This window comes from Inconstantimicrobium porci (assembly GCF_009696465.1).
Lineage (GTDB): Bacteria > Bacillota > Clostridia > Clostridiales > Clostridiaceae > Inconstantimicrobium > Inconstantimicrobium porci.
The window spans coordinates 22,022-48,537 of the sequence record NZ_VULX01000005.1 but is presented as its reverse complement, the minus strand read 5'-3'; the positions used below and the strand labels follow the sequence as shown (position 1 = coordinate 48,537).

The 26,516-nt window shown below is 31.3% G+C and carries 25 protein-coding genes and 2 tRNA genes; 22 read left to right on the top strand and 5 right to left on the bottom strand.

The features are described 5' to 3' along the window. Nucleotides 1-39 precede the first annotated feature (39 nt). Nucleotides 40-1,125: an aspartate-semialdehyde dehydrogenase gene (asd, locus tag FYJ33_RS05530; RefSeq protein ID WP_154530762.1), complete on the bottom strand. Its 1,086-nt coding sequence runs from the start codon at nucleotides 1,123-1,125 to the stop codon at nucleotides 40-42. A 119-nt stretch (nucleotides 1,126-1,244) separates the two neighbouring features. On the opposite strand from asd, the gene FYJ33_RS05525 reads away from it, so the two are divergent. After that, nucleotides 1,245-2,141 carry a LysR family transcriptional regulator gene (locus FYJ33_RS05525; RefSeq protein WP_154530761.1) on the top strand — a complete coding sequence of 299 codons (897 nt, stop codon included), beginning with the start codon at nucleotides 1,245-1,247 and terminating at the stop codon, nucleotides 2,139-2,141. 71 nt (nucleotides 2,142-2,212) lie between these two features. Then, on the top strand, nucleotides 2,213-2,986 hold the full coding sequence (gene yaaA, locus FYJ33_RS05520) for a peroxide stress protein YaaA (RefSeq protein ID WP_154530760.1): 774 nt from the start codon (nucleotides 2,213-2,215) through the stop codon (nucleotides 2,984-2,986). Nucleotides 2,987-3,267: 281 nt separating this feature from the next. Here the strand turns inward: yaaA and rimI are convergent, their stop codons facing one another. The 3 genes from rimI to tsaE are packed head-to-tail and all read right to left on the bottom strand — an operon-like array spanning nucleotide 3,268 to nucleotide 4,890. After that, a complete protein-coding gene (gene rimI / locus FYJ33_RS05515) occupies nucleotides 3,268-3,726 on the bottom strand; it encodes a ribosomal protein S18-alanine N-acetyltransferase (RefSeq protein WP_154530759.1) in 459 nt (152 codons plus the stop codon). After that, nucleotides 3,716-4,432, bottom strand: a complete 717-nt coding sequence (tsaB, locus tag FYJ33_RS05510; protein ID WP_154530758.1) for a tRNA (adenosine(37)-N6)-threonylcarbamoyltransferase complex dimerization subunit type 1 TsaB — start codon at nucleotides 4,430-4,432, stop codon at nucleotides 3,716-3,718. The genes rimI and tsaB overlap by 11 nt, the downstream gene beginning before the upstream one ends. After that, entirely contained in the window at nucleotides 4,426-4,890 is a 465-nt protein-coding gene (gene tsaE / locus FYJ33_RS05505; protein ID WP_154530757.1) for a tRNA (adenosine(37)-N6)-threonylcarbamoyltransferase complex ATPase subunit type 1 TsaE, read from the bottom strand. The genes tsaB and tsaE overlap by 7 nt, the downstream gene beginning before the upstream one ends. Before the next feature lie 142 nt (nucleotides 4,891-5,032). Here tsaE and FYJ33_RS05500 point away from each other — a divergent pair, with 142 nt between their 5' ends. The 12 genes from FYJ33_RS05500 (at nucleotide 5,033) to FYJ33_RS05445 (ending at nucleotide 15,311) form a co-directional block, all read left to right on the top strand. Beyond that, nucleotides 5,033-6,037, top strand: a complete 1,005-nt coding sequence (locus FYJ33_RS05500) for a metal ABC transporter substrate-binding protein (RefSeq protein WP_154530756.1) — start codon at nucleotides 5,033-5,035, stop codon at nucleotides 6,035-6,037. 36 nt (nucleotides 6,038-6,073) lie between these two features. Continuing rightward, on the top strand, nucleotides 6,074-6,703 hold the full coding sequence (locus tag FYJ33_RS05495; protein WP_154530755.1) for a CBS domain-containing protein: 630 nt from the start codon (nucleotides 6,074-6,076) through the stop codon (nucleotides 6,701-6,703). Nucleotides 6,704-6,892: 189 nt separating this feature from the next. Further along, nucleotides 6,893-6,967: transfer RNA gene (locus FYJ33_RS05490), tRNA-Trp, on the top strand. Nucleotides 6,968-7,096: 129 nt separating this feature from the next. Then, nucleotides 7,097-7,171 (top strand) — tRNA-Trp (locus FYJ33_RS05485). 262 nt (nucleotides 7,172-7,433) lie between these two features. After that, nucleotides 7,434-7,850 (top strand): NfeD family protein, encoded by a 417-nt coding sequence (locus FYJ33_RS05480; protein WP_154530754.1) that lies wholly within the window; start codon nucleotides 7,434-7,436, stop codon nucleotides 7,848-7,850. A 12-nt stretch (nucleotides 7,851-7,862) separates the two neighbouring features. Then, nucleotides 7,863-8,795 carry an SPFH domain-containing protein gene (locus FYJ33_RS05475; protein ID WP_154530753.1) on the top strand — a complete coding sequence of 311 codons (933 nt, stop codon included), beginning with the start codon at nucleotides 7,863-7,865 and terminating at the stop codon, nucleotides 8,793-8,795. 155 nt (nucleotides 8,796-8,950) lie between these two features. Continuing rightward, nucleotides 8,951-9,643 (top strand): DUF975 family protein, encoded by a 693-nt coding sequence (locus FYJ33_RS05470; protein WP_206046618.1) that lies wholly within the window; start codon nucleotides 8,951-8,953, stop codon nucleotides 9,641-9,643. A 150-nt stretch (nucleotides 9,644-9,793) separates the two neighbouring features. Beyond that, nucleotides 9,794-9,979: an alpha/beta-type small acid-soluble spore protein gene (locus tag FYJ33_RS05465; protein WP_154530751.1), complete on the top strand. Its 186-nt coding sequence runs from the start codon at nucleotides 9,794-9,796 to the stop codon at nucleotides 9,977-9,979. Nucleotides 9,980-10,402: 423 nt separating this feature from the next. Continuing rightward, on the top strand, nucleotides 10,403-10,585 hold the full coding sequence (locus tag FYJ33_RS05460) for an alpha/beta-type small acid-soluble spore protein (RefSeq protein ID WP_154530750.1): 183 nt from the start codon (nucleotides 10,403-10,405) through the stop codon (nucleotides 10,583-10,585). 387 nt (nucleotides 10,586-10,972) lie between these two features. Beyond that, complete coding sequence (locus FYJ33_RS05455) at nucleotides 10,973-11,161, top strand: alpha/beta-type small acid-soluble spore protein (protein ID WP_154530749.1); 189 nt, start codon at nucleotides 10,973-10,975, stop codon at nucleotides 11,159-11,161. Between the two features lie 257 nt (nucleotides 11,162-11,418). Further along, nucleotides 11,419-12,543, top strand: a complete 1,125-nt coding sequence (locus tag FYJ33_RS05450; RefSeq protein WP_154530748.1) for a metallophosphoesterase family protein — start codon at nucleotides 11,419-11,421, stop codon at nucleotides 12,541-12,543. Further along, nucleotides 12,543-15,311, top strand: coding sequence for an AAA family ATPase (locus FYJ33_RS05445; RefSeq protein WP_154530747.1), 2,769 nt, complete (start codon nucleotides 12,543-12,545; stop codon nucleotides 15,309-15,311). Before FYJ33_RS05450 ends, FYJ33_RS05445 begins: the two co-directional genes overlap by 1 nt. A 153-nt stretch (nucleotides 15,312-15,464) precedes the next feature. Here the strand turns inward: FYJ33_RS05445 and pyk are convergent, their stop codons facing one another. After that, on the bottom strand, nucleotides 15,465-16,883 hold the full coding sequence (gene pyk / locus FYJ33_RS05440) for a pyruvate kinase (RefSeq protein WP_154530746.1): 1,419 nt from the start codon (nucleotides 16,881-16,883) through the stop codon (nucleotides 15,465-15,467). A gap of 636 nt (nucleotides 16,884-17,519) precedes the next feature. On the opposite strand from pyk, the gene FYJ33_RS05435 reads away from it, so the two are divergent. The 8 genes from FYJ33_RS05435 (at nucleotide 17,520) to FYJ33_RS05400 (ending at nucleotide 26,490) form a co-directional block, all read left to right on the top strand. Continuing rightward, complete coding sequence (locus tag FYJ33_RS05435; RefSeq protein WP_154530745.1) at nucleotides 17,520-18,971, top strand: aminoacyl-histidine dipeptidase; 1,452 nt, start codon at nucleotides 17,520-17,522, stop codon at nucleotides 18,969-18,971. A 68-nt stretch (nucleotides 18,972-19,039) separates the two neighbouring features. Then, complete coding sequence (locus FYJ33_RS05430; protein WP_154530744.1) at nucleotides 19,040-19,768, top strand: SPOR domain-containing protein; 729 nt, start codon at nucleotides 19,040-19,042, stop codon at nucleotides 19,766-19,768. Nucleotides 19,769-19,919: 151 nt separating this feature from the next. Beyond that, nucleotides 19,920-20,486, top strand: coding sequence for a Maf-like protein (locus FYJ33_RS05425; RefSeq protein WP_154530743.1), 567 nt, complete (start codon nucleotides 19,920-19,922; stop codon nucleotides 20,484-20,486). Nucleotides 20,487-20,528: 42 nt separating this feature from the next. Continuing rightward, a complete protein-coding gene (gene radC, locus FYJ33_RS05420) occupies nucleotides 20,529-21,209 on the top strand; it encodes a RadC family protein (protein WP_154530742.1) in 681 nt (226 codons plus the stop codon). A gap of 19 nt (nucleotides 21,210-21,228) precedes the next feature. After that, a complete protein-coding gene (locus tag FYJ33_RS05415) occupies nucleotides 21,229-22,245 on the top strand; it encodes a rod shape-determining protein (protein WP_154530741.1) in 1,017 nt (338 codons plus the stop codon). 5 nt (nucleotides 22,246-22,250) lie between these two features. Beyond that, on the top strand, nucleotides 22,251-23,105 hold the full coding sequence (gene mreC, locus FYJ33_RS05410; RefSeq protein ID WP_154530740.1) for a rod shape-determining protein MreC: 855 nt from the start codon (nucleotides 22,251-22,253) through the stop codon (nucleotides 23,103-23,105). A gap of 14 nt (nucleotides 23,106-23,119) precedes the next feature. Continuing rightward, nucleotides 23,120-23,620 carry a rod shape-determining protein MreD gene (gene mreD / locus FYJ33_RS05405; RefSeq protein ID WP_154530739.1) on the top strand — a complete coding sequence of 167 codons (501 nt, stop codon included), beginning with the start codon at nucleotides 23,120-23,122 and terminating at the stop codon, nucleotides 23,618-23,620. Between the two features lie 8 nt (nucleotides 23,621-23,628). Continuing rightward, a complete protein-coding gene (locus FYJ33_RS05400; protein ID WP_154530738.1) occupies nucleotides 23,629-26,490 on the top strand; it encodes a penicillin-binding transpeptidase domain-containing protein in 2,862 nt (953 codons plus the stop codon). Nucleotides 26,491-26,516: the final 26 nt, after the last annotated feature.

Sequence of the window (26,516 nt, the reverse complement as noted above, 5' to 3'; positions counted from 1 at the left end):
CCTGAAAGGTGAGTTTAATTCGAAATTATACATTATACATTACTTAGCAGTGATATATCCTGCAGCTGTTAGATATTCTGCTGAAAGGACTCCGCCGCCTGCAGCTCCTCTTAAAGTATTATGAGAAAGTCCGATAAATTTGTAATCATAAACTTTATCTTCTCTTAGTCTTCCCATAGTTATGCCCATGCCATGTTCAAAGTCACGGTCAAGCTTTGGCTGAGGTCTGTTTTCTTCTTCAAAGTAGTGTAAGAATTCCTTTGGAGCACTTGGAAGATTTCTAACTAATTCAGGTGCTTTAAAGTCTCTCCAAGCTTCTAGTATCTGCTCTTTAGTTGGTTTGTTCTTAAACTTAACAAACACTGCAGCTATATGACCATCAAGAACAGGTACTCTTAAACATTGAGTTGTTATAACAGGGTTTATTGCATTAATTATTTTACCATCCTCAAGTTTACCCCATATCTTTAATGGTTCATTTTCGCTTTTTTCTTCTTCTCCACCTATATAAGGAATTACGTTATCAAGTATTTCAGGACATTCTTTAAATGTCTTTCCTGAACCTGAGATTGCTTGATAAGTACATGCTAATATTTCTGTTGGTTCATATTTTAAAAGTGCATTTATTGGTGGAACGTAGCTTTGAATAGAGCAGTTTGGTTTTACTGCAATAAAGCCTCTCTTAGTTCCAAGACGTTTTCTCTGCGCTTCAATTACTTTTGCATGATCGGCATTAATTTCAGGAATTAAAACAGGAACATCGCTTACACCTCTGTTAGCAGAGTTGTTAGAAACTACAGGAGTTTCATGTTTTGCATATTCTTCTTCAAGAAGTCTTGTCTTAGCTTTATCAAGAGATATTGCACAGAATACAAAATCTACCTGACTGCATATTTCTTCTACTTCAGCAGCATCCATTATAACCATCTTTTTGTATTTATCGGGAAGTGGAGCTTCCATCTTCCATCTATCTTTAACAGCTTCTTCATAAGTAAGGCCAGCAGATCTTTTACTTGCAGCAAGAACTACTACATCAAACCATGGATGATTTTCAAGAAGACAAGCAAATCTTTGTCCAACCATGCCAGTAGCCCCAATGATACCGACTTTTAATTTTTTATCCATAAGATCACCTCATAATTAGTTTGTACTATCTTTTATATTTATGATATCATTTAATTGTATATTAGTAAAATTGATAAATTTGATAAATATGTTCAATTTTTTAGATAGAGGTGTTGTTTATGGATTTTAGACAGCTAAATGCATTTCTCACAATCGGAAAACTTCAGAGTTTTACTGCTGCGGCCTCAGAGCTTGGGTATGCACAGTCTACAATTACCACACAGATTAAATCATTAGAAGATGAACTAGGAGTAAAGTTGTTTGATAGAATAGGAAAAAATATAACACTTACTCATGAAGGAAAAAAACTCATACCTTATGCAAAACAGATGATAAAACTTTCAGATGATATTAAAAATGTTGTGTTTAGCGAAGATGCACCAAGCGGAACACTTACTATAGGTGCAGCAGAATCTTTATGTGTAATAAGACTTCCTGAAATACTTAAAGAGTATAGAAAACTTTATCCTAATGTTGAAGTTACATTAAAGTTTGGCAGCTGTTCGGATTTTAGACATTTTTTAAGAGATAATCTTATAGACGTGGCATTTTCACTTGGTAGGAAAATAGATTCCGATGAATTTATAGCAGAAGTTGAATTTGATGAACCAATGGTGCTTTTGGCATATCCAGGACATCCTCTTGTTAATAAAAAAGAAGTTTATCCTAAAGATATAGAAAATGAGCCACTTATATTGACAGAGACAGGTTGCAGCTATAGAGCTTCATTTGAAAACATAATGACTGATAATAATATTAGTATTAATACTGTGCTTGAAACAGGAAGCGTACAGGCAATAAAACAGTTTACAATGAGTGGACTTGGTATAACGCTTCTGCCAAAGGTAGCGGTAGAAGATGAAATTAAAAATGGTCGACTTATTCCTCTTAATTGGAAGGGACCTGATTTTGGAATTGTATCTCAGGTTTTATATCATAAAGATAAGTGGATCTCGCCAGCACTTAGGGCATTTCTAGATTTGTCTAAAAAAAATATGGATAGAAGGCGTATATAATGATTATCAAAGAAGTTTCATTTGTATTTAAATTATAGGTTATTAATAAATTGTAACAAAGGAGAAAAGCTATGCTAGTAATTATTTCACCAGCAAAGACTATAGATGATAGCAATAAAACAAAAATATTTGAGATGACAGAGCCTAAGTTTTTAAAGGAAGCAGAAGTTTTAGCATCTGAATTAAAACAATATGAACCATTTGCACTTGGAAAGCTGATGAAGATGAGTGATAAGCTTGTACAGTTAAACAAGGAAAGATATGAAAAGTGGAATACATCTTTAGAAGGTGCCAAGCAGTGTATATTATCATATAAAGGTGAAGTGTTCAGAGGAATTGATATAGGAGGTTTTAATGAAGAGGAACTTTTCTATACTGATTCTCATTTAAGGGTATTATCAGGACTTTATGGTGTACTTGAACCGCTTAATGGAATACAGCCATATAGACTTGAGATGTGTACAAAACTTTCAGTAAATGGACATAAGGATTTATATGATTTCTGGGGAGATAAAATAAGAAAAAGAATTGCCGAAGATGTAAAAAAGACGGGTGATAATATACTTGTAAACTTAGCATCATATGAATACTATAAATGTGTTGAAGGAATAGATGACATGTATGGTATTAGAGTTGTTACGCCTGTCTTTAAGGATTATAAAGATGGTGAATATAAGATAATAACAATGAAAGCAAAGAAAGCAAGAGGGCTAATGACATCATTTATAATGAAAAATCAACTTAAAAATATAGATGACCTAAAGAAATTTGATGAAAATGGATATAAGTTTAGTAAAAAACTTTCTAGTGAAAATGAATTTGTATTTATAAATGAATCAAAATAATGTACTTGACCTTCGCCTTAGGCGAAGGTTTAAAATTATCCCATAGAAAAAATAGGGGGATTAACTTAAAGAGGTATTTAATAAGTTAGGAAAGAATATAAAGAAGACACAGATAGATGAGATTAACTGGATCATCGAAATAGAATAAAAAAATATTTATAGTTATTTGGTTTATCTAAAATATAATAGAGGGTTGGAGGCTATACCTCCATTAAAGAATAAAGAAATCAGCAGACAAAGCCGGCTGATTTCTTTCATTAATTATACATTGCAGAAGCAGTTTACTGTTTCTGCCCAATGTCTCTTTTCCACATTAATATAGCATCTTCATCATTATCTTCATAATATTTTGGACGTACAGCTTCTGCAATAAAACCAAATTTTTTATAAAGATTTTGAGCTGCCATATTTGATTTTCGTACTTCTAGCGTCATAGCTGTTACGCTGTGAGAAGAGCATACTCTAATCATTTCTTCAAGGATCATAGAACCAATATGCTGCCCTCTGTAATCAGGGTGGACAGCTATATTTGTAATATCACCTTCGTCAACGACAATCCATACACCGCCATATCCAATGACTTTTCCCTTTTCATCTTCAGCAATAATGTAGTGTGCAAGTCTATTTCTAAACTCATTTTCTATAGATTCACGACTCCATGGCATATGAAAACTAAGATTGCTTATTTCAAGAATACCATCAATATGAGATTCATTTATTGGTGACAAATTAATCTTCATTATTTGAAAGCTCCATCTTTTTATCATATTCTCTTTCAGCCTGAGATTTTCTAAGATACATAGGCTTACATTCATTAAGATTATCATGGATGCCCTTTTCAAGAAGTTCTTTGCCAAGTGCTCCAAGAGAAGATGCTTTCGCAAAGTTATTTGTTATTGAAGCAAAAGAACAGTTTTCTACATTTTCAGTAAGGAAAGCTTTATGTTTTTCTATACCGTCACCTACAAAGATAACAGGTTCATCGAAATCCTTAATTTTATTTACAAGTTCATTTACAGAAACATGATTATGTTCACTTAATTTCTTTAGAGTGCCATTTTCGTTCTTATAAAATGCTGTGAATACATTATCTCTTAATGCATCCATAATAGGGCATATTATACCATTAAAGTTCAATTCATTATATGCAAGTCCGTCTAATGTAGATATTGAAATAAGAGGCTTATTTAAGCCTAAACATAATCCTTTAACTGTAGCCATTCCTATTCTAAGCCCAGTAAAAGAACCTGGGCCCTTAGATACTACAAATCCGTCAATATCTTTAATAGTAAGATTATTATCCTTTAATATTGTATCTATAAGCGTCATAAGGATAACTGAATGTTGTTTTTTAAAGTTTAAAGTGCTTTCGCCAAGAACACCTTTTTCATTTAATATTGCAACTGAAGCAGCACTTGTTGCTGATTCAACACTTAAAATTAACATTTCTCTAACTCCTTTAGATAAGAATACTTATCTCCAAAATATTTTATAGTTATTTTACGATGGTTTTCAGAAATCTCAGGCATTTTTGAAATGTTTATATGTACATATTCATTAGGAATCAGTTCTTCAATGTAATTTGCCCATTCAATTACACTTACTCCATCGCCAAAAATATATTCATCAAAACCAATGGCTTCAATTTCATCAGGTTCACTTACTCTATAAACATCAAAATGATATAAAGTAAGCCTACCACTATGATATTCATTAACTATATTGAAAGTTGGGCTTGTTATATTCTCATTTATTCCAAGACCTTTTGCTATTCCTTTAGTTATATGAGTCTTTCCAGTACCAAGATCTCCTGTAAGGCAGAATATATCTGAAGGTTTAGCCATTTTGCCTATTTTTTTGCCAAGTTCAAAAGTTTTTTGAACAGTATCAATTATAAATTCCATTTTAAGACTCCTTTCATGGAAACTTAAGCATCATTTATTATTTTAGCCAATTTTGATATAAAAGAAAAGAATTTTGTATTTAAAATTATATTGAAATAAAAGATGATTGAATATAAAATTAGATTGAGAGAGGTGTAAAATAATGAGAAAAATAAATCTCAAGAAATTAACGTTTATACTTGTTTTTATGAATGTTATATTTTTCATAGGAATAAATTATTTTAATTACTTTAAACCTCAGATAGAATCAGAAGCAAATGAAAAAAGACCTGATGATGAGACTCAGGCAAAAGATGTATACCTTAATATAATGACCACAGATAAAATGGTGTACAAAATGTGCAGTCAGATAGTTAATGGTGAGCATAATGTAATGATGATGTTTGATGATGCTGAAGATGAGAATAATTTTAAAATAAATAATGATACATTAAATAATGTTTCTAAAATGGACTTGTTTATGTATACAGGAAAAGGAAATGAAACATGGATCGATAAGTTTATTGAAAAGCTAAAAAAGGGTAAGGTTGGAATAATTGATTTATCAAGAGGAACAAAGACAATAAATAATTCAAAAACTTTATTAAGTGATAATAAAGAAAATAAGTATAATGAATATTATTGGCTAAGCCCTGATGAATATAAGATATCATTATATAATGTGAAAAATGCTATTCAAGAAAGAGATATTAAGAATAGAGAAATATATGAGAAGAATTATGAAAGTATATTATTAAAGATATCAGAAAAAGAGAGAGAGTTACAAAAATCTGCGGATTTTTTCAACGGAAAAAAGGTTATACTGATTGGAGATAACCTTGAGTATCTTATGCAGTATTTGAAAATAGAATATATTAAGATTCCGCAAGATATAGGTGATGAGGAATTCAAAAAAAAGGTTGATGTATTTTGCTACAATACCAAAAAAAGAGATGAAAATTTAGCAAATACTAATAATTCTAGAGAAAGTGATGATAAAGTTATATTTGTTTTAGATAAAAACCAAGAAAGTGATATAATTAAGAAAGAATTAAGCTCTTTGCATAAAAAGGTTTTAAATGTGAATATTGATAAAAATAAAGATTATGTTGAGTACCTTGAGGAAGTGAGTAATTCAATTAATAAACTTAAAGAACAGAATAAATAATTTGAGGTTATATGAATATAAGGGGTGTGGTAAACAATGTTAGTAAAAACAGTGATGATGAAAAGCAGTGTATTGACAACAGTGACATCTGACACAAAGCTTGGGGAAGCTTTAAAGATTATGAATGATAATAACATGGCATCAATGCCTGTTATAGATGGTAATGAATTTAAGGGAGCTATAGAGAAGTCTGCAATTTATGAAAAGTATTTTGAATGTGATAATTGTAATAAGGAAAAGTTTCTTGTTGACAATATAGTAAGTGACCTGATAAAGACAAGTATTCCTGTTATAGGGGCTTATGAAGAAATAGAAAATGCAGTTGCTCTTTTAGAAAAAATGAATGTTTCTTTTGTAGCTGTAATCAATAAGGAAACTAATAAGTTTCTTGGCATATTAACTCATAAAATTGTTTTTAAGCAGTTTACTGAATTGTTTGGTTTAAATCAAGGGCATAGGATATCTGTAATAGCATTTGATGTTCCAGGACAGTTATCAAAGCTATCTAATATAGTTACAGAAAATGGTGGTAATATAATAAGCCTTGTTGTATTGAATCCTGAAAGCTATCTTGATAACAAAGAAATTATTATTAGACTTAATACTGACAATATTACACAAACAGTTGAAGCTATAAAGAGTGCGGGGTTCAAGATAAACGATTAAGATAATTTAGAATTTAAAATGTATAATTGATGAAGAAATCAGTGCTTAGACACTGATTTCTTTCTTTTAATTGAGTTTCATCCCCGATTTTAAATTTTAAAATCTAAATTAATAGAAGTTATCAAAAATTTTACGAAAAATGTTGAAAAAATATTTGTTATATGATATCATTTCACTTGTCGATGATAAAGGGGTATGGCTCAACGGTAGAGTAGTGGTCTCCAAAACCATTGGTTGTGGGTTCAAATCCTACTGCCCCTGCCAGAGGACGGAAAAGCTAATGTTATTAACATTAGCTTTTTGTATAATATAAATAATTTTACTGTGAAAAATTGTTCTTTTAAAAGGTCTTGTCAAAAATATTATTAAATGATATAATATTTTTCGTAACAAAGGGGTATGGCTCAACGGTAGAGTAGTGGTCTCCAAAACCATTGGTTGTGGGTTCAAATCCTACTGCCCCTGCCAAAGTAACTCATGTGATTATCACATGAGTTTTTTTGTGCAAAAAAACATATTTGTTTATTTTTATAAATAAGAATAAACAAAGGATTATAGAATGAAGTGTAGAATTATACTTAATAATTAAATAAGAAAAAGTTTTACATAATTATGAAGAATAAAAGTTAAAAAAAATAATGATAAAAGGTATTAAAAAACTTATTTGGTGATTGACATTTCTGTTTATGAAGTTATAATATACTTGTAAGCAAAAAAAAGGGGTGATGTAATGGTTTATGCAGTGTGGATAGTAATACTTTTAGCAGCAGTACTTATTGATCTTTTTACAAGCAATATGCTGTTTGTATGGTTTGGAGCAGGTGCGGTTTTAGCTATAATTTTAAATGTGTTTGAGTTTTCCATAGGAATCCAGGCAGTTGTATTTGCATTGACAGGAAGTATACTTACACTTGTTTTTTATCCGATTTTCAAGAAGAAACTAAAAGAAATACCAAAGACAATTCCAAGAGAAGAACAGTTTTTGGGAAAAACATTTGTTGCAGAAGATGATATTATTGAAAAAGCACAGATAATGATTGATGGAACTTACTGGTCAGCAGAAAATTCCGGAGATGTTATAAAGAAGGGGCAGCAGTACAAAATAGTAGAGATTAAGGGAATTAAATTAATAATTAAAGGGATTTAGGAGGAAAATAAAATGATAGGATTAATAATTGTAGCAGTAGTAATTTTAATACTTATTTTTTCATCAGTTAAAATTGTTACAACAGGAAATGTACTTGTAGTAGAAAGGTTAGGACAGTTTCATAAGGTATTTGAACCAGGCTGGCATTTCATGATACCATTTATTGATTTTGTTAGAAAGAGAGTATCAACAAAACAACAGATTATTGATATACCGCCACAGAATGTTATCACTAAAGATAATGTAAATATATCTATAGACAATGTAATATTTTACAAGGTAGTTAACGCTAGAGATGCGGTATATAATATAGAGAATTATATGGAAGGTATAAGATATGCAACTATAACTAATATGAGAAATATAGTTGGTGAAATGACTCTTGATGAAGTATTATCAGGGAGAGACAGAATCAATTCAAAACTTCTTTCTATTGTTGATGAAATAACAGATGCTTATGGTATAAAACTTCTTTCAGTTGAAATTAAAAACATACTTCCTCCAAAGGAAATTCAGGAAGCCATGGAAAAACAAATGAAAGCAGAAAGAAATAAGAGAGCTACAATTCTTGAAGCAGAAGGTGCTAAGCAGTCTGAAATAGCTAAAGCAGAAGGTATCAAACAGTCAAAGATTTTACAGGCGGAAGCAGAAAAGGAAGCTAATATTAGAAAAGCAGAAGGTGCAAGAGAAGCACAACTTCTAGAAGCACAAGGTAAAGCAGCAGCTATTGAAGAAGTTGCAAAAGCTCAAGCTGAAGCAATTAATAAAGTTAATAAGGCAATAATTGAATCTGGTACAAATGAAACAGTTATAGCGTTAAAACAAATTGAAGCATTACAAGAAATGGCTAAGAATCCAGCTAATAAGCTTATATTACCAAATGAAACTTTATCATCACTTGGATCAATATCAGCTATCGCTGAAACATTAAAAGGAAACAAATAATAAATTGGATTTGTTATGTCTTATATGAGCTCCCGTTGAGGGAGTTCAAGCCTTTTTTACTTGTTGTTAAAAATCTACTGTTTATTGAGTTTGAATAATATTGATGTTTTATTAATAAAAAATATATAATGCATGTTGCTAGGAGGAAAAAATATATGATTTCAAGATCACAATTAAAAGGCAGATCAAAGGATCAGCTTAGAGGAAGATGGGGATTGGCCATTGGTGTTGTACTAGTTGGACTTATTCTTATGTCAGGATTTAATATTGGAGCCAACTTAAAAAGGACATATGATTCATTTGAACAGAGTAACATAGTTCCATCTGTAAATAACAGTGTGTTTTCATCAATGACTATATTTGCAAACCTTTGGGCATTAGTTTTATCTGGCGTATTTACATTAGGAATGAAAATATTTCTTATTAATTTTACAACAGGAAAAAATCAGGCAGGAATAAGAAATTTATTTGAAGGCTTTAATGTTTATTTAAAGGCATTAGGTATGAGTATATTAGTAGGATTGATTATATTTATAGGATGTATATTATTAATAATTCCTGGAATTATATTTGCACTTATGTATTCTCAAGCTTTTTACATACTGGCAGATGACAGCTCAAAATCTATTACTGACTGTATGACAGAAAGTAGAGAAATGATGGTAGGACATAAAGCAGAATTGTTTGTACTTTATTTAAGTTTTATAGGTTGGTTTATTCTAGGAAGCATACCATTTGGTATAGGGCTATTATGGGTAAATCCATATGCTGAAGTCACTTATACAAATTATTATTTAGAATTAAAAAATGAAAAATATTCAAGTGAAAGCAGCGGAAATCAATATTAATAATATAGTACATTAGTTCCATTAAATACATGGAGTATTAAAAAAAGAAATGGTTAATATATTAGCGTAGACAGAAAAGATGCAAAGTTGATAAAGCGAAAGTATCATTTCTGTCACAAAAAAGTCCATAAACCAAAGGAGGAATCTGAGATGTCAAATAAAGCATTAATTCCAGAAGCAAAAAGAGGCTTAGCAAACTTCAAAAATGAGGTTGCGGGAGAATTAGGAGTTCCATTTAGTGATTATAATGGAGATTTAACATCAAAACAATGTGGTTCCGTAGGTGGCGAAATGGTAAAAAGAATGGTAGAAGAGTACGAAAGTCATTTAAAATAAGTGATTTTTTAAGCTCCAAACCAGGAAAGAAGAGATAAGCAATTATCTCTTCTTTTTCTATTTTATTAACGCAAAGCGCATAGAGAATAATGCATAACAAAGGAAGAAACTCCAGGGGAGTTTCGAGCCAAGCATAAGCGAACATACCAAATCAAAGATTTGGAATGCCTGCTTAAAAAAGAGGAAGTATCCTCTTTATTCATCTGTATAAATATTCTCTTCAGATGATTTTGAGATGTAGTATAGAAATTAGCGAGGCTAATTTCATCCTAAACTATGCATTATGCGTTAGTAAAGATATAACTGCCATTATCTCCATTAAATACATAGGTTATTAGAAATCAAAGTGGTTAACATAATAGTGTAGACAGGAGATACGAAGTATCGAGTCTACTTAATTTCAAACCCGAGGAGGAATGCATTATGGCACAGAAATTAGTTCCAGAAGCTAAACAAGGCTTAGCAAACTTCAAAAATGAAGTTGCAGGAGAGTTAGGAGTTCCATTTAAGGATTATAATGGAGACTTAACATCAAAACAATGTGGTTCCGTAGGAGGAGAAATGGTTAAAAAGATGGTTCAGCAATATGAAAGTTCACTAAAGTAAGTGAATCGTAGTATGACAGCTTAGGAACAGCAAAATAGAACCATAAGGGAAGACTGCTACAAAATTATTTGCGGCAGTCTTTTCTTTTGTATGTTTAGAGGTATGCTATCTTTTTTAAACTACGCTTTAGCGAAGTTTAATTCTTGATTGCTCAATGATTGTTAAGGATTGATTATGGATCATTGTTAGTTTATGTACAAGTATCCAATTGAGGATAAATACCTATTGATAAGAAATATATACATGTGTATATATTTGTCCTTTGGTTAAAATAGTAGTGTAAACAAGTAGTAAGGAAAAACATAAAGGAAATGACATCAGGAAAGAACAACACGGGTTTATCACTTATTAAGTGTTTACTAATTAAAAACCGAGGAGGAATGCATTATGGCACAGAAATTAGTTCCAGAAGCTAAACAAGGATTAGCAAACTTCAAAAATGAGGTTGCAGGAGAAATGGGAGTTCCATTCACAGACTATAATGGAAATTTAACATCAAAACAATGTGGTTCCGTAGGCGGAGAAATGGTTAAAAAAATGGTAGAACAATATGAAAACGGAATAAAAAATAAATAAGTAAAATTCCAAAGTGCACTACAGCAGAATAATGCTGTGGTGCATTTTTTATTGTCTGGGAAAGAACATTCAAAAAGGTAAAACCTAGGGTTGCAAGACATATGAAGAAACGACTTGGAGAGACCACAGGGAACGAGGTCGGCTTCGGGATATATCTTGCAAGTCTTATTTACCATTATTTGTGAAATTGTATTACGAGATGATATATGATAGAATTAGAACAAAAGTTCGATTATAATTAAGAGGAGTGTAGTAATTTGGACAAGGTAAGAATAGTTCATTGTTCTGATCTGCATTTTGATACACCTTTTGGCGATTTAGACAGCAGATTATCACAAATAAGACAGGAAGAAATAAGAGAAACTTTTTCGAAAATAATAGAACTATGTCAAAGTGAAAGTGCAGATATACTTTTGATATGTGGAGATTTATTTGATAATTACAGTGTAAAGAAAATGACGCTGCATTTTTTGAAAGATAAATTCTTAGAGATACCAAATGTGAGAATATTTATGGTGGCAGGAAATCACGATCCGCTAAACGAAAGAAGTTTTTATAAAATGATAGACTGGCCTAATAATGTTTATATATTTGAAAATCAAATAGAAGAAGTAAAAATAGAAGAACTTAATGCCATAGTGATTGGAGCATCATTTAAAGAAAATTATGAAAAAAAGTCACAGCTATCAAAGTATTTCCTTGGTAATGATGATGATAATATAAGAATTTTGTTAATGCATGGAGAAATAACAGACAGGCAAGATAGTAATGAATATAATCCAATAACTGAACAACAGATTGAAAGTACAAAGGTTTCATACGCAGCTCTCGGACATAGACATACATTCTCAGGCTTAAAGAAATGTGGCATGACTACATATGCTTACTGTGGATGCCCTGAAGGAAGAGGCTTTGATGAGGTTGGAGCTAAAGGAGTTATTGTAGGTGATGTTTATAGAAATGGTGTCAATCTTAAATTTGTTCCACTTAATAAAAGAACATATTATGAGATTGAAGTCGATATTACAGGAGTTATGTCTAATGATTCTATAAAATCGAAAATACTTGCTGCTGTTGATGATAATCACAATAATAATATTTACTGTATAAATCTTAAAGGCGAGATAAGTGATGAGTTTATACTTAATACTGATACTATATCAAGTATTCTGAAATCCTATTTCTTTGCAGTGAAAATTAAAGATAAGACTACAGTAAAGTTGGATATTGAAAAACTCAGCAGGGAATATTCAATTAAAGGATTATTTAGTGCAAAGATGCTTAAGAAAATTGAAGAAGCGGAAAACGATTATGAAAAGGAAAAGCTGATGAAAGCACTGAAAATAGGCCTGCAGAGTTTGTCTACGCAAGAGGTGAACTAATGTTTATTAAGAAAATAAAATTATTGAAGTATGGTAAATTAAAAGATTTTAATATTGATCTGGATGAAGGCATAAATGTTATATATGGAGAGAATGAAGCAGGCAAGAGTACTGTACAGTCGTTTATAAGCAATTCGCTTTATGGAATAAATAATAAGAGAAGCAAAGACATCAGACAGAATAACAGAGCTAAACTGCTACCTTTTGGAGAAGGTACAGCTTCTGGTGAGATAGGACTTAATATTGATGGCAGAAGTATAATAATAAGCAGAACATTTGGTTCTACTAAAAAGGATGATACTGTCAAAGCATTTGATGGAATAACAGGAGAAGAAGACAGTGCGCTTTCATTTGATTCTCCAGGAGAGAAGATACTTAATATTAGTAGAAGCAGTTTTAATAATACTTTATTTATCAATCAGTTGGGAAGTACTGTTACAAAAGCTAAAGATGATGAAATAATGACAAAGATAACAGCATTATTTCAAGCTGGTGACGAAGAAGTATCTTATGATAAGTCAATTGCAAAACTTAATGATATGAAGAAGTTTATAACTACGTCAAGAAAATCAGGAAAGCTTGATATGATGAGAGCAAGACTAAGCTCCCTTTTAGAAGAAAAACATAAGCGTATGCTCCTTTCACAGGAAAATATGGATGATGAGATGAAGCATATTGATCTTCAGGAGCACAGAGAATTTCTTCTTAAAGAAATCAAAAAGCTAGAACTTTATAAGAAGTATATGAAAAAAACAAAGCTTGAAAAAGAGTATGAAGATATAATATCTTATTTGAAAAAAAGTGAGCAACTGAAGAAAGAAAAAGAAAATGTAGATAAAGAACTTTTGTATTCTGAGGGAGAAATAACTTTATCAAATATCGAGGATATTAAAGATGAACTTGATAATATACAAGAAATAAAAAATATGCTTGATGAAAAAGAAAGCATTAAGCAGAAGCTTATTTTAGAAATGCATGAAAAGGAAAGCGTTATAGATAATCTTGCAGTTTTTAATGATTTTCCTGACGATATAGAGCAGAAAATAATTAAGGTAAGTATTGAGAATGATGAACTTAAAAAGAGAATTGCAACAATAGAAGAAATAAAAAACTCAATATTATCAATAAACAGAGATTTGGAAAAGTATAATCTCAGCAATGAACAGAATATGTATTTAAAAAAGAGAAGATATGATATTGATGAAATGCTTAAAGAATATGAAACAGAACTGAGATCATTAGAAAGTCTGATGACTAATAGAGTGTCTTGCTCTAATAATACAAAATCAGAAGTAAATAAGTTTACGTTGATAAGTAGATTGCTATGTGCTGCAGCAGTTTCTGTATCATTTATATCTATTTTCATTATTTCAAAGAAATCATTAATGAATATACTATCAGTATTTATGGTTATTTGCAGTTCATCATTATTAGCAGCATTTTCGGTAGTTAAAAGAAAGCTTGATAAGATGAAGCTTGATTTTGTATCTGTTGTTGCATATGAGAATTCAGTAAAGGAAAAGGAAGAAAATATTGAGCTTTTAGAAGACAATATTGATGAAATATGCAGTCAGCTTGATATATCAGATTATAAGGAATTAATGATACTGCTAAAGAAGTTTGATAGAATTCAGATTGATATTGGGGTTTTAAATGAAAAGAAGAGAGATAAAGAAAACTTCTTAAACAGTCTTGATGAAAGTGGTACTATTTTAAAACTTAAAGAAAATCAGAAAGCAGTTCAATTTCTTCTTAATACAACAAAGTCGGATTCTATAGAGGATTTTGTTGATAAGTTTCATGAATTTAGTAATATAAATACTGATATTACACTACTTGGCAGCAAGATTGATTCTGTAAGACGTGAAGCTGACAGGGAAAAGGAAATTTATAATAAAAAGTACGAAACTTTGAAAAATAAACTTAATAATATGAGGATATACGCTGAAAGCTATGATGATATAATGGATAGCCTTGCTTCAATCAAGGAAAAAATCAGCTTAAAACAGGAACTGGAGATAAGTTTAAAGAATACAGTAGATACTTATAACGTATTGCTTCAGGACAGGGATATTTCTCAGATAGAAGAAGAAGTAAAACAATTCATTGACAGTGATATTTCTTATTCATATGAAAGCGAAGATGAAATCGAAAGAGAAATCAAGGAAAAGAATAATGATTTGATTGAAACGGAAAAAAATCTTAAGGATGTTGAGAATAGCATAAAAAATATATTCTTAACTAATAGAGATTTAAATGTAATTGAAGAGGAAATTCTTAATATTAAAGAAAAGATAGAAATCGAAGAATCTAATCTATGTGCTATAGAAACAGCGATGGAAGTTATAACAGAATCGTTTAAGGAAATGCAGAAGAATTTTGGGCCTGTAATTAATAAAACTGTAGGTAAGTATATGAGTGAACTTACAGATGATAAATATCAAAAGGTAAAGGTGTCTGAAAATTATTCTATAACACTTAGAAACAATGATGATTCATTGATGCAGGCTGAGTATTTAAGCAATGGTACATGGGATCAAATATATCTTGCTTTAAGACTATCATTTATAGATCTTATATTTGGAGATACAAAAGTGCCAATTATTTTAGATGAAGCTTTTGTACAGTATGATGATAAGAGAATGCAGAAGGCACTTGAACTTTTATATAGTATGAAAGAAAAAAGACAAATAATTATCTTCACATGCCAGAAAAGAGAAGTAGAGTACCTTAAAAAATACAACGATATTAACTTTATAAATTTATAGATTAGGTTATCATTGAAGAAAAAGTATAGGCTCTTAATTTATAATTTAGAATGTAAAACGTATAATTTAGGTGGTTTGGAGGGTGTCCCTCCATTAAAATAAGAATCCCTGAAGCATCAGCTTAAGGGATTCTTTCATTAATTATAAATTATACTATAGTTTTTCTATCTTGAACATGTTAGTCCCGCCTGTATGGGATGTTGGCATACCTGCACAGACGATGATTGTATCTCCTTTGTGGGCTAAATTAAGTTTTTCAGCCACTTTTTTAGCTTCAGTTATTATTTCATCAGTTGTATGGAACTGTCTGCAAAGCTGAGGAATAACTCCAAAGTTTAATGCAAGCTGTCTTTCAACTTTTTTTGATGGTGTGATAGCAAGTATTGGACATCTTGTTTTGTATTTAGCAAGAAGTCTTGCTGTAGCACCTGTTTCAGTAGCAGCAACAATAACTTTTGTTGGAAGCTTGATAGTTGTCTTAGCTGCTGAGTAGCTAATTGCGTCAGCATAATGAGTAAGACTTGGTTCACGAAGTTTGCTTATCATATAATCATAATCAAGATTTGTTTCAGATTCTAAAGCTATTTTGCTCATTGTTCTTGCAGCTTCAAGAGGGTAGTTCCCAGAAGCGCTTTCTCCTGAAAGCATTATGGCATCTGTACCATCAAATATAGCATTACATATGTCACTTGCTTCGGCTCTTGTAGGTCTTGCGTTTCTAATCATTGAATCAAGCATCTGTGTAGCTGTTATTACTACTTTACCAGCTTGGTTACATTTTTTTATTATGCTTTTCTGGATAATTGGAACCTTTTCTATAGGAATCTCAATACCCATGTCGCCTCTTGCAACCATGATTGCATCAGTAACTTCAAGAATTGAGTCTATGTTATCTACACCTTCCTGACTTTCAATTTTGGAAATTATTTTTATATCTTTCCCGCCATTATCATTAAGGAAGTTTCTTACTTCTTCTACATCAGTAGCTTTTCTGATGAAAGAAGCTGCGACATAGTCTACATCCATATTACATGCGAATCTTAAATCATCTTTATCTTTTTCAGTTATTGCAGGAAGATCAATCTTAAGGTTTGGGATATTTACTCCTTTATGATTGCTGATTATGCCACCAATTATTACTTTTGTATGTATTTCGCTACCATCCACAGAAACAACTTTAAATTCCATAAGACCGTCATCCACTAAAATTGTGCTGCCAGGCTTTATATCTCTTGCGAGCTTGTCATAAGAGATTGAGCATCTTTTGTTGTCTCCTAGAATTTCACCACCACAGCTGAAAGTGAATTTATCGCCTGCTTTTAGTTCTGCTTTATCATCTTTAAAGTTATGTGTTCTTATTTTAGGACCTTTTATATCTATAACTATTGCTACAGGTTTATTAAGTTCATTTCTTAATTTTTTGATTAAGCCTATTTTTTCTTTGTGTGTTTCATGAGTTCCGTGAGAGCAGTTAAGTCTTGCTGCATTCATTCCTATGTTCATGAGTTCTTTTAGAACTTCTTCATTGTCACTGGCAGGACCAATTGTAAATATCATCTTTGTTTTCTGCATATATTCTTCACCTCATAATATTATTGATTCCCAGTAATGCTATTAATTTTGGATACTATAAGTCAGTTATAAGAAAGATAAGAGATATGAGACTAGAGAGAAGAGTATAGGATGTAGTTTTTTCTCTACGTTCATAAATTACTAACTTTAATGGAGACTTTGCCTCCAAGCCTCTTAAATTATGAGTATTAAAGTGATTTTAAGAGGAATACGTCCTCTTATTTAAAACTCCTTAAAGGAGTTTTTTACTTTTCTCTTCTCTCTTAGTTTTAATCTCTAATCTAACATCTTATAGTATTGATATAAAAACCACAAATAACAAATTTTACACTGGTAAGTATAGTTTACATCAAATTATCATTTATTGGAATAATAATAAAGAAAAAAATTGAATGAAATATAAAAACTATTATGATATATTTAATGTATATTGAAATGAACTGTCATATTAATAAGTACTGTGAACAATAATATAAAAAGGTCGATAAATTAGAATTTGAAGCTATAATGTAAAATGAATATTGTTTAATGTATAATTAATGATAAATTCCAGTTTATCAGAATGATTTATAGTTTTACTAAAAATTTAGATGATATGATAGTCCCTATATTAAGATTAGGAAGGATGATTTACAAATGAAGGTATTAGAAAATCTACAGCCAGCTAAAGTTTTTAAGTATTTTGAGGAAATGTCTATGATTCCAAGAGGATCAGGAAATGAAAAGGGCATAAGTGATTATCTTGTTAATTTTGCAAAGGAAAGAAATCTTGAAGTTATACAGGATGAAGCGCTAAATGTAATCATAAAGAAGAAGGCATCAAAGGGATATGAAAATGCTCCTGGTGTTATTATTCAGGGGCATATGGATATGGTATGTGAAAAGACTAAGGAATCAACTCATGATTTTATGAAGGATCCACTTCAGCTTAGAGTTGAAGGAGATAACGTTTATGCTACAAACACAACACTTGGAGCAGACAACGGAATAGCGGTAGCGTATGCTCTTGCAATATTAGATGATGATTCTATAAGTCATCCAGCTTTAGAAGTGCTTGTTACTACAGATGAAGAAACAGGTATGGGTGGAGCAATGGCTTTTGATGGAAGTCTTATTAATGGAAAATATCTTTTAAATATAGATTCAGAAGAAGAAGGAAAACTTCTTGTGTCATGTGCAGGCGGACTTAGAACAAAGGTAGTCTTAGATACTGAATTTGAAAATAACACAGAAAAAGAGCTTTTAAGAATTGAAGTAAAAGGTCTTAAAGGCGGTCATTCTGGAATGGAAATCATAAAGCAGAGAGGAAATTCTAATAAGCTTATGGGCAGAGTGCTTGCTAAGATTTCTGAAAGCGTTACGTTTAATATAGTAGAAATAAACGGTGGATCAAAAAATAATGCAATTCCTAGAGAAGCTGAATGTATAATTGCGGTAGAAAGTGATAATATCAAAGAAGTAACAGAAATTGTAACTAAAATGGGGGATAACTTTAAAAATGAACTTTTATCTGTGGATGAAAATGTAAAAGTTGTTTGTGAACATTTAAATAATAGATCTGAAAGAATTATGAGTGAAGATACTACTAAGAAGATTATAGCACTTCTTAACCTTATTCCAAGCGGAGTTGATACAATGTCAATGGATATAGAAGATCTTGTACAGAGCTCAACAAATCTTGGAGTAGTAAAGACTAATAAAAACAATGTTGAATTTGATAGTGCAACAAGAAGTTCAGTAGGAACGTTAAAAGAAGACCTTGTTTCAAGAATCAAGATTGCAGCACAGCTTACAGGTGCATCAGTAGAAACTTCTGGAGAATATCCTGAATGGCAGTATGAAAAAAATTCAAAGCTAAGAGAACTATGCAAAGAAGTATATAAAAGATTGAGCGGACAGGACGCAGAAATAATTGCATTACATGCAGGACTTGAATGTGGATTATTTAAAGAAAAGCTTCATGATGTAGATATGATATCATTTGGACCAAATCTTTATGATGTTCATACGCCAAATGAACACATGAGTATTAAGTCTGTTCAGAATGTATGGAAGTTTCTACTTGAGATTCTTAAAGAAATAAAATAATTTAAAAAAGAGTAATATATTCACCTTCAGCCTAATAAATATAAGTATAGGTTTGGAGGTGGATTTTTTTGAAGTATACTAGGTATAACATAAAAAAGAAGAGAAACTTAACAGGGGTAATAATTGTTGTTATAATCACAGTATTTGCACTTGCAGGGGGAACGCTTCTGGCGAAGATAATATTCAAAGGACAGCCATCTAATAATAAGCCAGCTCAGACTGTGCAGAATAAAAATAGTAGTCCGCAGAAAAATGATAATGGGACTATAAAGAGCAATGAGTCTAATGCATCTGGAGAAAAATTTACAGTAAGTTTTGTTCAGTGCGGTTATTTTGGAAATAAGGATAATGCAGATAAGACAAAAAAAGAGCTTGAGGGCAGTAAAATAAAAACTGTAGTTATTAATGATAACAGCAAGTATAGGGTAATAGCATATGTTGGTGATGTAAAGGGCAGTGATTCAATGCTTAAATCATTAAAAGACAAATCAATCAATGCAATGAGGATGAATGTGGAAATCGCAAAAGTAGATGATGCAGACAATCAGGCAGCTGAGATTATAAAGGGATATATTAAGCTTTTAGATGCACTTAACAAGGATGATGTAAAGTCAGTAAAAACATCTGACTTTAAAAAATGGGCTTCAGCCCTTAAAGAACTGTCAGATGGAAACAATATAAAAGCAGTAAATGAGATTAAGAAGAATATAAAAACATTGCCTGATGAAATAAAAAAAGAAGAGTCTGAATCTATATATAATCAAATATTCAAAGTTGTTAATGTTTACAAGCATTAACATCTTTCTTTTTGTACATAATATTTTATTATATAAAAATAAAAAAAGTATTATATTTTTCTTAAGGTGTTTTAATATACTTGTTTACAGTAAAATTAAATGATAGAATGAATAGGATATAATATGTAATAGAAAAATAGGATGTGATTATTTGAGAATAGTATTAGCTTCTGCATCTTTAAGAAGACAAGAACTTTTAAAGAGGCTTTATAACAGATTTGATATAATTATTTCAAATTTTGATGAAGAAAGCGTTAAATATAACGGTAGTCCAGAAGAATATGTTAAAGAACTATCAAATGGTAAAGCACTTGATGTAGCACAAACATTGGATGATGGGGCTATAGTTATAGCAGCAGATACGATAGTAGTTCATGATAATAACATTTTATTGAAACCGAAAGATGAAAATGATGCAGAAAAAATGCTAAAAAGTCTTAGTGGAGATATCCATCATGTATATTCTGGAGTTACTGTTGTCAATACTTATAATGGAAAGATTGTAAATGAGGCTGTTGTAACTGAAGTTAAGTTTTCAGAACTTAAGGATGAGGAAATAAAAAGATACATAAAAACAGGAGAACCTATGGATAAGGCTGGTGCCTATGGAATACAGGGATATGGCGGAATATTTGTTGAAAAGATAAATGGAAGCTATTATAATGTTGTAGGTCTTCCACTTAATAAGCTAAAAAATATGCTTGAAGAAGTTATGTAATTAATGGGGAATGGGTCTTGAATTTTAAAAGGAGTACAATGTATGAAAAATTTGAAATTACAGGATATTCCAAAAGAAGAAAGACCGCAGGAAAAGCTGTATAAATATGGTGCAGAAACACTAACTGATGAAGAATTATTAGCGATTATATTAAGAAATGGAACACCTGAAGAAAATGTATTATTTCTAAGCAAAAGAATACTTGCGCATTTTAAAACAGCAGGAGGCATTTTAAATGCATCCAGTGATGAACTTATGTCAATAAAGGGAGTTAAGGAGGCAAAAGCTGCCCAGATTTTATCTCTCTGTGAATTGTGCAGGAGAATCAATCGTTTTAAAAGAAGTGAGATAAAGATATCATCACCAAAAGATTGTGCTGAAATTGTTATGGATGAGATGAAAAACTTAAAACAGGAAGAATTAAAGGTTATTATGCTCAACAAGAAGAATGTAGTTATAGCTGATAGAGTTGTCTTTATAGGCAGTCTTGATACTTCTATTGTTCATCCAAGAGAAATTTTTAAACTTGCAGTAAGTAATTCAGCATCATCAATAATAATATGTCATAATCATCCATCTGGCAGTCCTGAGCCCAGCAAAGAGGACATTAATGTTACTCTGAGGATAAAGGAATGCGGCAGAATTATCGGTATAGAGCTATTAGACCATCTAATAATTGGTTACAATAAGTATATTAGTTTAAAAGAAAAAGGAATTATATAGTAGAAGGGAGAATAATGAAATGGGTTTATTTGGAACTAAAGATATGGGTATAGACCTAGGAACAGCGAATACATTAGTATATGTAAAAGGTAAAGGAATAGTCTTAAGGGAGCCCTCAGTTGTTGCTATTAACAATATAACAAAGAAACCACTAGCAGTTGGAACAGAAGCAAAACAGATGATAGGTAGAACACCAGGAAACATAGTTGCAATAAGACCTTTAAAGGATGGAGTAATTGCAGATTTTGATGTTACTCAGACTATGCTTAAGCAGTTTATCGAAAAAATCACAAATAAGAGTGCATTTACAAGCCCTAGAATAATTGTTTGCTTCCCATCAGGAGTTACTGAAGTTGAAAGAAGAGCAATAGATGAAGCAACTAAGAGTGCTGGAGCTAGAGATGTAGTTCTTATGGAAGAACCAATGGCAGCAGCTATCGGAGCAGGACTTCCAGTTGATGAACCAACAGGAAGCATGATCGTAGATATCGGTGGCGGTACTACTGAAGTTGCTGTAATTTCTCTTGGAGGCATTGTTACAAGCAAGTCTTTAAGAGTTGCTGGTGATGAACTTGACCAGTCAATAATCAACTACATTAAGAAGGAATATAACTTAATGATAGGTGAAAGAACTGCAGAACAGATCAAAGTCCAGATAGGATCAGCTTTTGTAAGTGATGATGAAGAAGAATTATCAATGGATATTAAGGGGAGAGATTTAATAACAGGTCTTCCTAAAACTATAAACATAACAGAAATACAAATAAGAAGTGCTTTAAGAGAACCAGTTATTTCTATAATTGAAGCAATTAAAACAACATTAGAAAAAACACCACCAGAACTTGCAGCAGATATAATGGATAAAGGTATAATGCTTGCAGGTGGTGGAGCACTACTTAGAGGATTAGATACTTTAATAAATAATGAAACACATATGCCTGTACACATTGCAGAATCACCTCTTGACTGTGTAGCATTAGGAGCTGGAAAAGCATTAGATAAGTTTGATATTATAAGCAAACAACAAAGAGGCTAGACTTAATGAAATTTTTAAAGAACAAACTGGCAGTTGCTATTATAGTGCTGTCAGTTAGCTTTTTAAGCTTAATTATATATAGTGTCAAGAGGGACGGAAGTAGTATAGCAGGTATATCTGGTACAGCACTTAATCCTATACAGAAGGTGTTTTTTACGATTAATTCAAAAATAAAAAATGAATTTCAGTATGTAATTAACTTTTCTAGTATAAGAAAAGAAAATAATGCTTTAAAAGAGCAGAATATTAAGCTAGAAAATGAACTTATTGAGTATGATAATTTAAAAGAGGAAAATGAAAAGTTAAGATCAATGCTTAATTTTAAGAACCAGAGGGATGAATATAATTATATAGGTGCAAATATCATAGGGTTAAGTGGAGAAAGCTTCCTTAATGGATATTTGATTGATAAAGGTACTAAAAATGGCATTGCGAAGGATATGGTTATAATAACTGGTGAAGGTCTTGTTGGAAAAGTTATTGAAGCACATGATACATGGGCTAAAGCTGAATCGCTTATAAATGAAAATATTGCAGTAGCAGGAAAAGTTCAGTCAACTAAAGAAACCGGCATAGTTAAAGGTTTTACTGATAGTAAAAAAAACAATCTTGCTAAAATAGAACAACTTCCAATGACTTCAGCAGTAAAGAAAGGCGATGTTGTTGCAACATCAATGCTTGGAAATTCTTATCCTGATGGCATAAGAATTGGTGAAGTTATTTCTGTAGAAGAAGATAAGGTTAAAGTTATGAAGACTGCAGTTATCAAGCCTTATATTAACTTTAATAAGCTTCAGCAAGTATTTGTAGTTTCACCTAAGGACCCTAAAAATATAACTGAAGATGGCATAAAATATTAGCGGGGTGTTTTATTATGAAAAAAGTAATATTAGCAGCTATCTGTTTAGGCCTTTTTATTATAGATAATACAATGATGCCGTTCTTGTCAGTTTTTGGGGTAATGCCTAGTCTTTTATTCTGTTTTGTGATTAGTTTCTCTATTATAAATGGTGAGGCAGATGCAATATTTGTAGGTGCCATAAGTGGAATTATTCAGGATATTTATTTTCCAAATGTTTTTGGAGTAAACGCTTTATGTAATTTAATAATATGTTATATAGCAGCAGTGGTAGGTCATAACATATTCACAAATAGGAAGATGGTGCCGATATTTATTTCAGGGGCAGCAGCTATAGTGAAATATATATTAGTATTTTTAATAATGCGTGTTATAGGTATAACAATTTTACTTGATAGAAAAATGATAATAATGGCTGTCCTAAATATGATTGTTACATTCTTTATTTATTATTCAGTTTTTGATTTGTGTAAAAAGGAATTTATGAAAAAACAATGGAATTTTGCTGAAAAATAGGTGACAAGATGAAGAAAAAGAAGAAACAAAAGATAACTAGATTCCAAATCTTGACTTGGATATCAATTGTTATAATTCTGCTTATTGTATTAAGACTTGTATATTTGCAGATTTATAAAAATGGTTATTATGAAGACAAAGCTAATACTCAGTCAAGAAGATTTATAACTGAAACAGCACCCAGAGGGAAGATATATGATTCTCAGGGTAATCTGTTAGCAACCAATAAACAGACATACAGCATAACATATAATGAAACAACTGAATCAAATGAGATGCTGTTTTCAACAATTCAGAAGGTGCTTAAAGTTCTTGATGAAAATAATGAAAAGCAACAGGATACTTTTGAATTGAAAATGGATAGTAATGATAAGGCGTATTTTGATTTTAATACATCAGACAGTGAAGTTAAAAAAGCTAAAGAATTAAGATTTAAGAAGGATAGAGGATTTGATGAAGCTGTAAAAAAAGAACTTTTTGGTAACATAAGTTCAGAGCTTACTGAAATCCAGGAGTCACAGGTGAATGAAAAACTTCTTGAAATTTCTCCACAGACTGTATTTTATACACTCCTTAAGGATTATAAATTTTATGAGCTACTTTCTTCAGATAGCAATACACTTAAATCTTATAAAGATAAAACTGCTGATGAGATAGCAACAGAACTTAAGAAAAAGTATTCATTCTCTGATCTTAGGAGAGTAATGATAGTAAAAGATACGATGAAGATGCAGAGCTTTTCAGGATTTAAGTCAATAACTATTGCATCTAATGTAAGCAGGGATACAGCTTTTATTTTAAATCAAAAGCTTACTGATCTCCCAGGAATAAATGTAGTAATCGAGCCAATGAGGCAATACCCATATAATGAATTGGCATCAGGAGTGCTAGGATATTTATCGTCTATTGATTCTTCAAAAAAGACAAGATATGAGGAAAAGGGCTATGATGTATCTACTGACCTTATAGGAATTGCAGGAATTGAAGGGGCATTTGAAAATATTTTAAGAGGTGCCAATGGAGGATCTACTATAAAGGTAAACTCTGCAGGAAGAAAGATAGAAGAATTGTTTAAGCTTGAATCTTCGCCTGGTAATAACGTGCATCTTACAATAGATAAAGATATACAGCATTCAGCAGAAACAATGATGAAGCATCAGCTTGAGTATCTGCAGAATGTTTACAAGGAAAGCGGAGTTGATACTAGAAATGCTACAAGAGGTGCAGCAGTTGCACTTGAGGTTAAGACAGGAAGAGTACTTGCAATGGTAAGCTATCCCGGATATGATCCTAATCTTTTTGCTAGCAGAAATGTAGATTCGGAAGTATCAAAAACATACTTTAATCCTGACCTCGAAAGTATTGGAAATGAATTTATTCAAAAAAGAGGACTTAGCATAACTGTTGATCAGTTATTCCCTAAGAATAGTAAAGGTGTACGTGAAGATGTATATGATATACTTCCTAAACCACTATTCAATTACGCAACTCAAGGTCTTGTACCTCCGGGTTCTACATTTAAGCCAATGACATCAGTGGCAGCACTTGAAGAAGGTGTTGTTAATGATACAGAAACAATGGTTGATCATTATTACTTTAATACACATCCAGATACATTTGGATCATCTTATGCACCTAAAGATAATAATAATCATGGGATTGTTAATATTAGAAAAGCCCTTGCTGTATCATGTAACTATTTCTATTATGAAAGTGCATATAGAATGTATGTAAAAAATGGTTCTAATGTTAATGCGCTTGATTCTATAGCCAAATATGCATGGAAAGCTGGTCTTGGAGTAGATCCAAATAGTAATGCTAAAAAGAGTACTGGAATTGAGATTTCTGAGAACTTTGGAACAACGTATAGCTTCAAACAGTTTAGAAGCTTAAATGTGACATATGCAAAGTTTGACATAGTAGATTTCCTTGGTAAAGGAAATTACAATAATACATACTATTTCGCACCAGTAGATATTGCCTATAAAGATTCGGACTCAGAGACAGTAAAGAACATCAAGAAAGAGATAAAGGATCTTATAACAAATAAAATAAGTAAGATTGGTGATGAAAGTATTACGACTGGTCTGCCAGAACTTAAAACAAAAATTATAAGTCTTTTAGAACAGTTAGAAAAAAGTTCAGATACTTATAAAAATAGCATTGAAGAATATAACAGTAAGAATAATAAGAAGAATTCTTATGCTATGGTAGCAAATGCAGTAGAAGCATATCTTTACAGCAAGAATACTTCTGTAAAAACACCTGCTGAAATTATCAATGCTGCTATAGGGCAAGGTATAAACAACTTTACTCCTCTGCAGCTTGCATCTTATATTTCTACAATTGTAAATGGTGGAACAAGATATAAGGTACATCTTGTTGATAAAATAACAGATTATGAAGGAAATCTCGTTGATGAATTTAAACCGGAAGTTCTAGATACTTTAAATTTAAAAGAATCAACAGTTAACATAATAAAAGATGGTATGGAAATGGCTAACTCAGTTGATATGGGTACAGCATCATCAGTATTTAAATCATTCCCTATACCATCAGGTGGTAAAACTGGTACAGCAACTTTTAGAGATGACCAAAAAACATATGGAAGAGAAGCGTTCGGTGTTTATGTATCGTTTGCACCAAAGGATGACCCTGAAATAGCCGTAGCAGTAGTCATTTACGATGGTGCTCATGGATACTTAGGTTCACCAGTTGCTAGGGCAATATATGAAACGTATTATAGAGATAAACTAAAGACTGAATATCCAAATTATACTCCGGTATATATGGATACAAGAGAGCCATACGATTTTACACTTAATCCGCCGCTGGAGAATATTAAAGATAGTGTGGAAGAAAGTAAATAGTATTTTAGCTAGGCTTGGAGATTTAA

What these genes read in the sequence shown, in the direction of transcription:
- mreD (WP_154530739.1), top strand. Translation starts at nt 23,120, where the DNA reads ATGAAAAAAGTAATATTAGCAGCTATCTGTTTAGGCCTTTTTATTATA.
- asd (WP_154530762.1), bottom strand. Translation starts at nt 1,125, where the DNA reads ATGGATAAAAAATTAAAAGTCGGTATCATTGGGGCTACTGGCATGGTT.
- FYJ33_RS05460 (WP_154530750.1), top strand. Translation starts at nt 10,403, where the DNA reads ATGGCACAGAAATTAGTTCCAGAAGCTAAACAAGGCTTAGCAAACTTC.
- radC (WP_154530742.1), top strand. Translation starts at nt 20,529, where the DNA reads ATGAAAAATTTGAAATTACAGGATATTCCAAAAGAAGAAAGACCGCAG.
- FYJ33_RS05525 (WP_154530761.1), top strand. Translation starts at nt 1,245, where the DNA reads ATGGATTTTAGACAGCTAAATGCATTTCTCACAATCGGAAAACTTCAG.
- FYJ33_RS05415 (WP_154530741.1), top strand. Translation starts at nt 21,229, where the DNA reads ATGGGTTTATTTGGAACTAAAGATATGGGTATAGACCTAGGAACAGCG.
- FYJ33_RS05465 (WP_154530751.1), top strand. Translation starts at nt 9,794, where the DNA reads ATGTCAAATAAAGCATTAATTCCAGAAGCAAAAAGAGGCTTAGCAAAC.
- FYJ33_RS05470 (WP_206046618.1), top strand. Translation starts at nt 8,951, where the DNA reads ATGATTTCAAGATCACAATTAAAAGGCAGATCAAAGGATCAGCTTAGA.
- pyk (WP_154530746.1), bottom strand. Translation starts at nt 16,883, where the DNA reads ATGCAGAAAACAAAGATGATATTTACAATTGGTCCTGCCAGTGACAAT.
- FYJ33_RS05400 (WP_154530738.1), top strand. Translation starts at nt 23,629, where the DNA reads ATGAAGAAAAAGAAGAAACAAAAGATAACTAGATTCCAAATCTTGACT.
- FYJ33_RS05445 (WP_154530747.1), top strand. Translation starts at nt 12,543, where the DNA reads ATGTTTATTAAGAAAATAAAATTATTGAAGTATGGTAAATTAAAAGAT.
- FYJ33_RS05480 (WP_154530754.1), top strand. Translation starts at nt 7,434, where the DNA reads ATGGTTTATGCAGTGTGGATAGTAATACTTTTAGCAGCAGTACTTATT.
- tsaE (WP_154530757.1), bottom strand. Translation starts at nt 4,890, where the DNA reads ATGGAATTTATAATTGATACTGTTCAAAAAACTTTTGAACTTGGCAAA.
- FYJ33_RS05500 (WP_154530756.1), top strand. Translation starts at nt 5,033, where the DNA reads ATGAGAAAAATAAATCTCAAGAAATTAACGTTTATACTTGTTTTTATG.
- tsaB (WP_154530758.1), bottom strand. Translation starts at nt 4,432, where the DNA reads ATGTTAATTTTAAGTGTTGAATCAGCAACAAGTGCTGCTTCAGTTGCA.
- yaaA (WP_154530760.1), top strand. Translation starts at nt 2,213, where the DNA reads ATGCTAGTAATTATTTCACCAGCAAAGACTATAGATGATAGCAATAAA.
- FYJ33_RS05435 (WP_154530745.1), top strand. Translation starts at nt 17,520, where the DNA reads ATGAAGGTATTAGAAAATCTACAGCCAGCTAAAGTTTTTAAGTATTTT.
- rimI (WP_154530759.1), bottom strand. Translation starts at nt 3,726, where the DNA reads ATGAAGATTAATTTGTCACCAATAAATGAATCTCATATTGATGGTATT.
- mreC (WP_154530740.1), top strand. Translation starts at nt 22,251, where the DNA reads ATGAAATTTTTAAAGAACAAACTGGCAGTTGCTATTATAGTGCTGTCA.
- FYJ33_RS05455 (WP_154530749.1), top strand. Translation starts at nt 10,973, where the DNA reads ATGGCACAGAAATTAGTTCCAGAAGCTAAACAAGGATTAGCAAACTTC.
- FYJ33_RS05475 (WP_154530753.1), top strand. Translation starts at nt 7,863, where the DNA reads ATGATAGGATTAATAATTGTAGCAGTAGTAATTTTAATACTTATTTTT.
- FYJ33_RS05495 (WP_154530755.1), top strand. Translation starts at nt 6,074, where the DNA reads ATGTTAGTAAAAACAGTGATGATGAAAAGCAGTGTATTGACAACAGTG.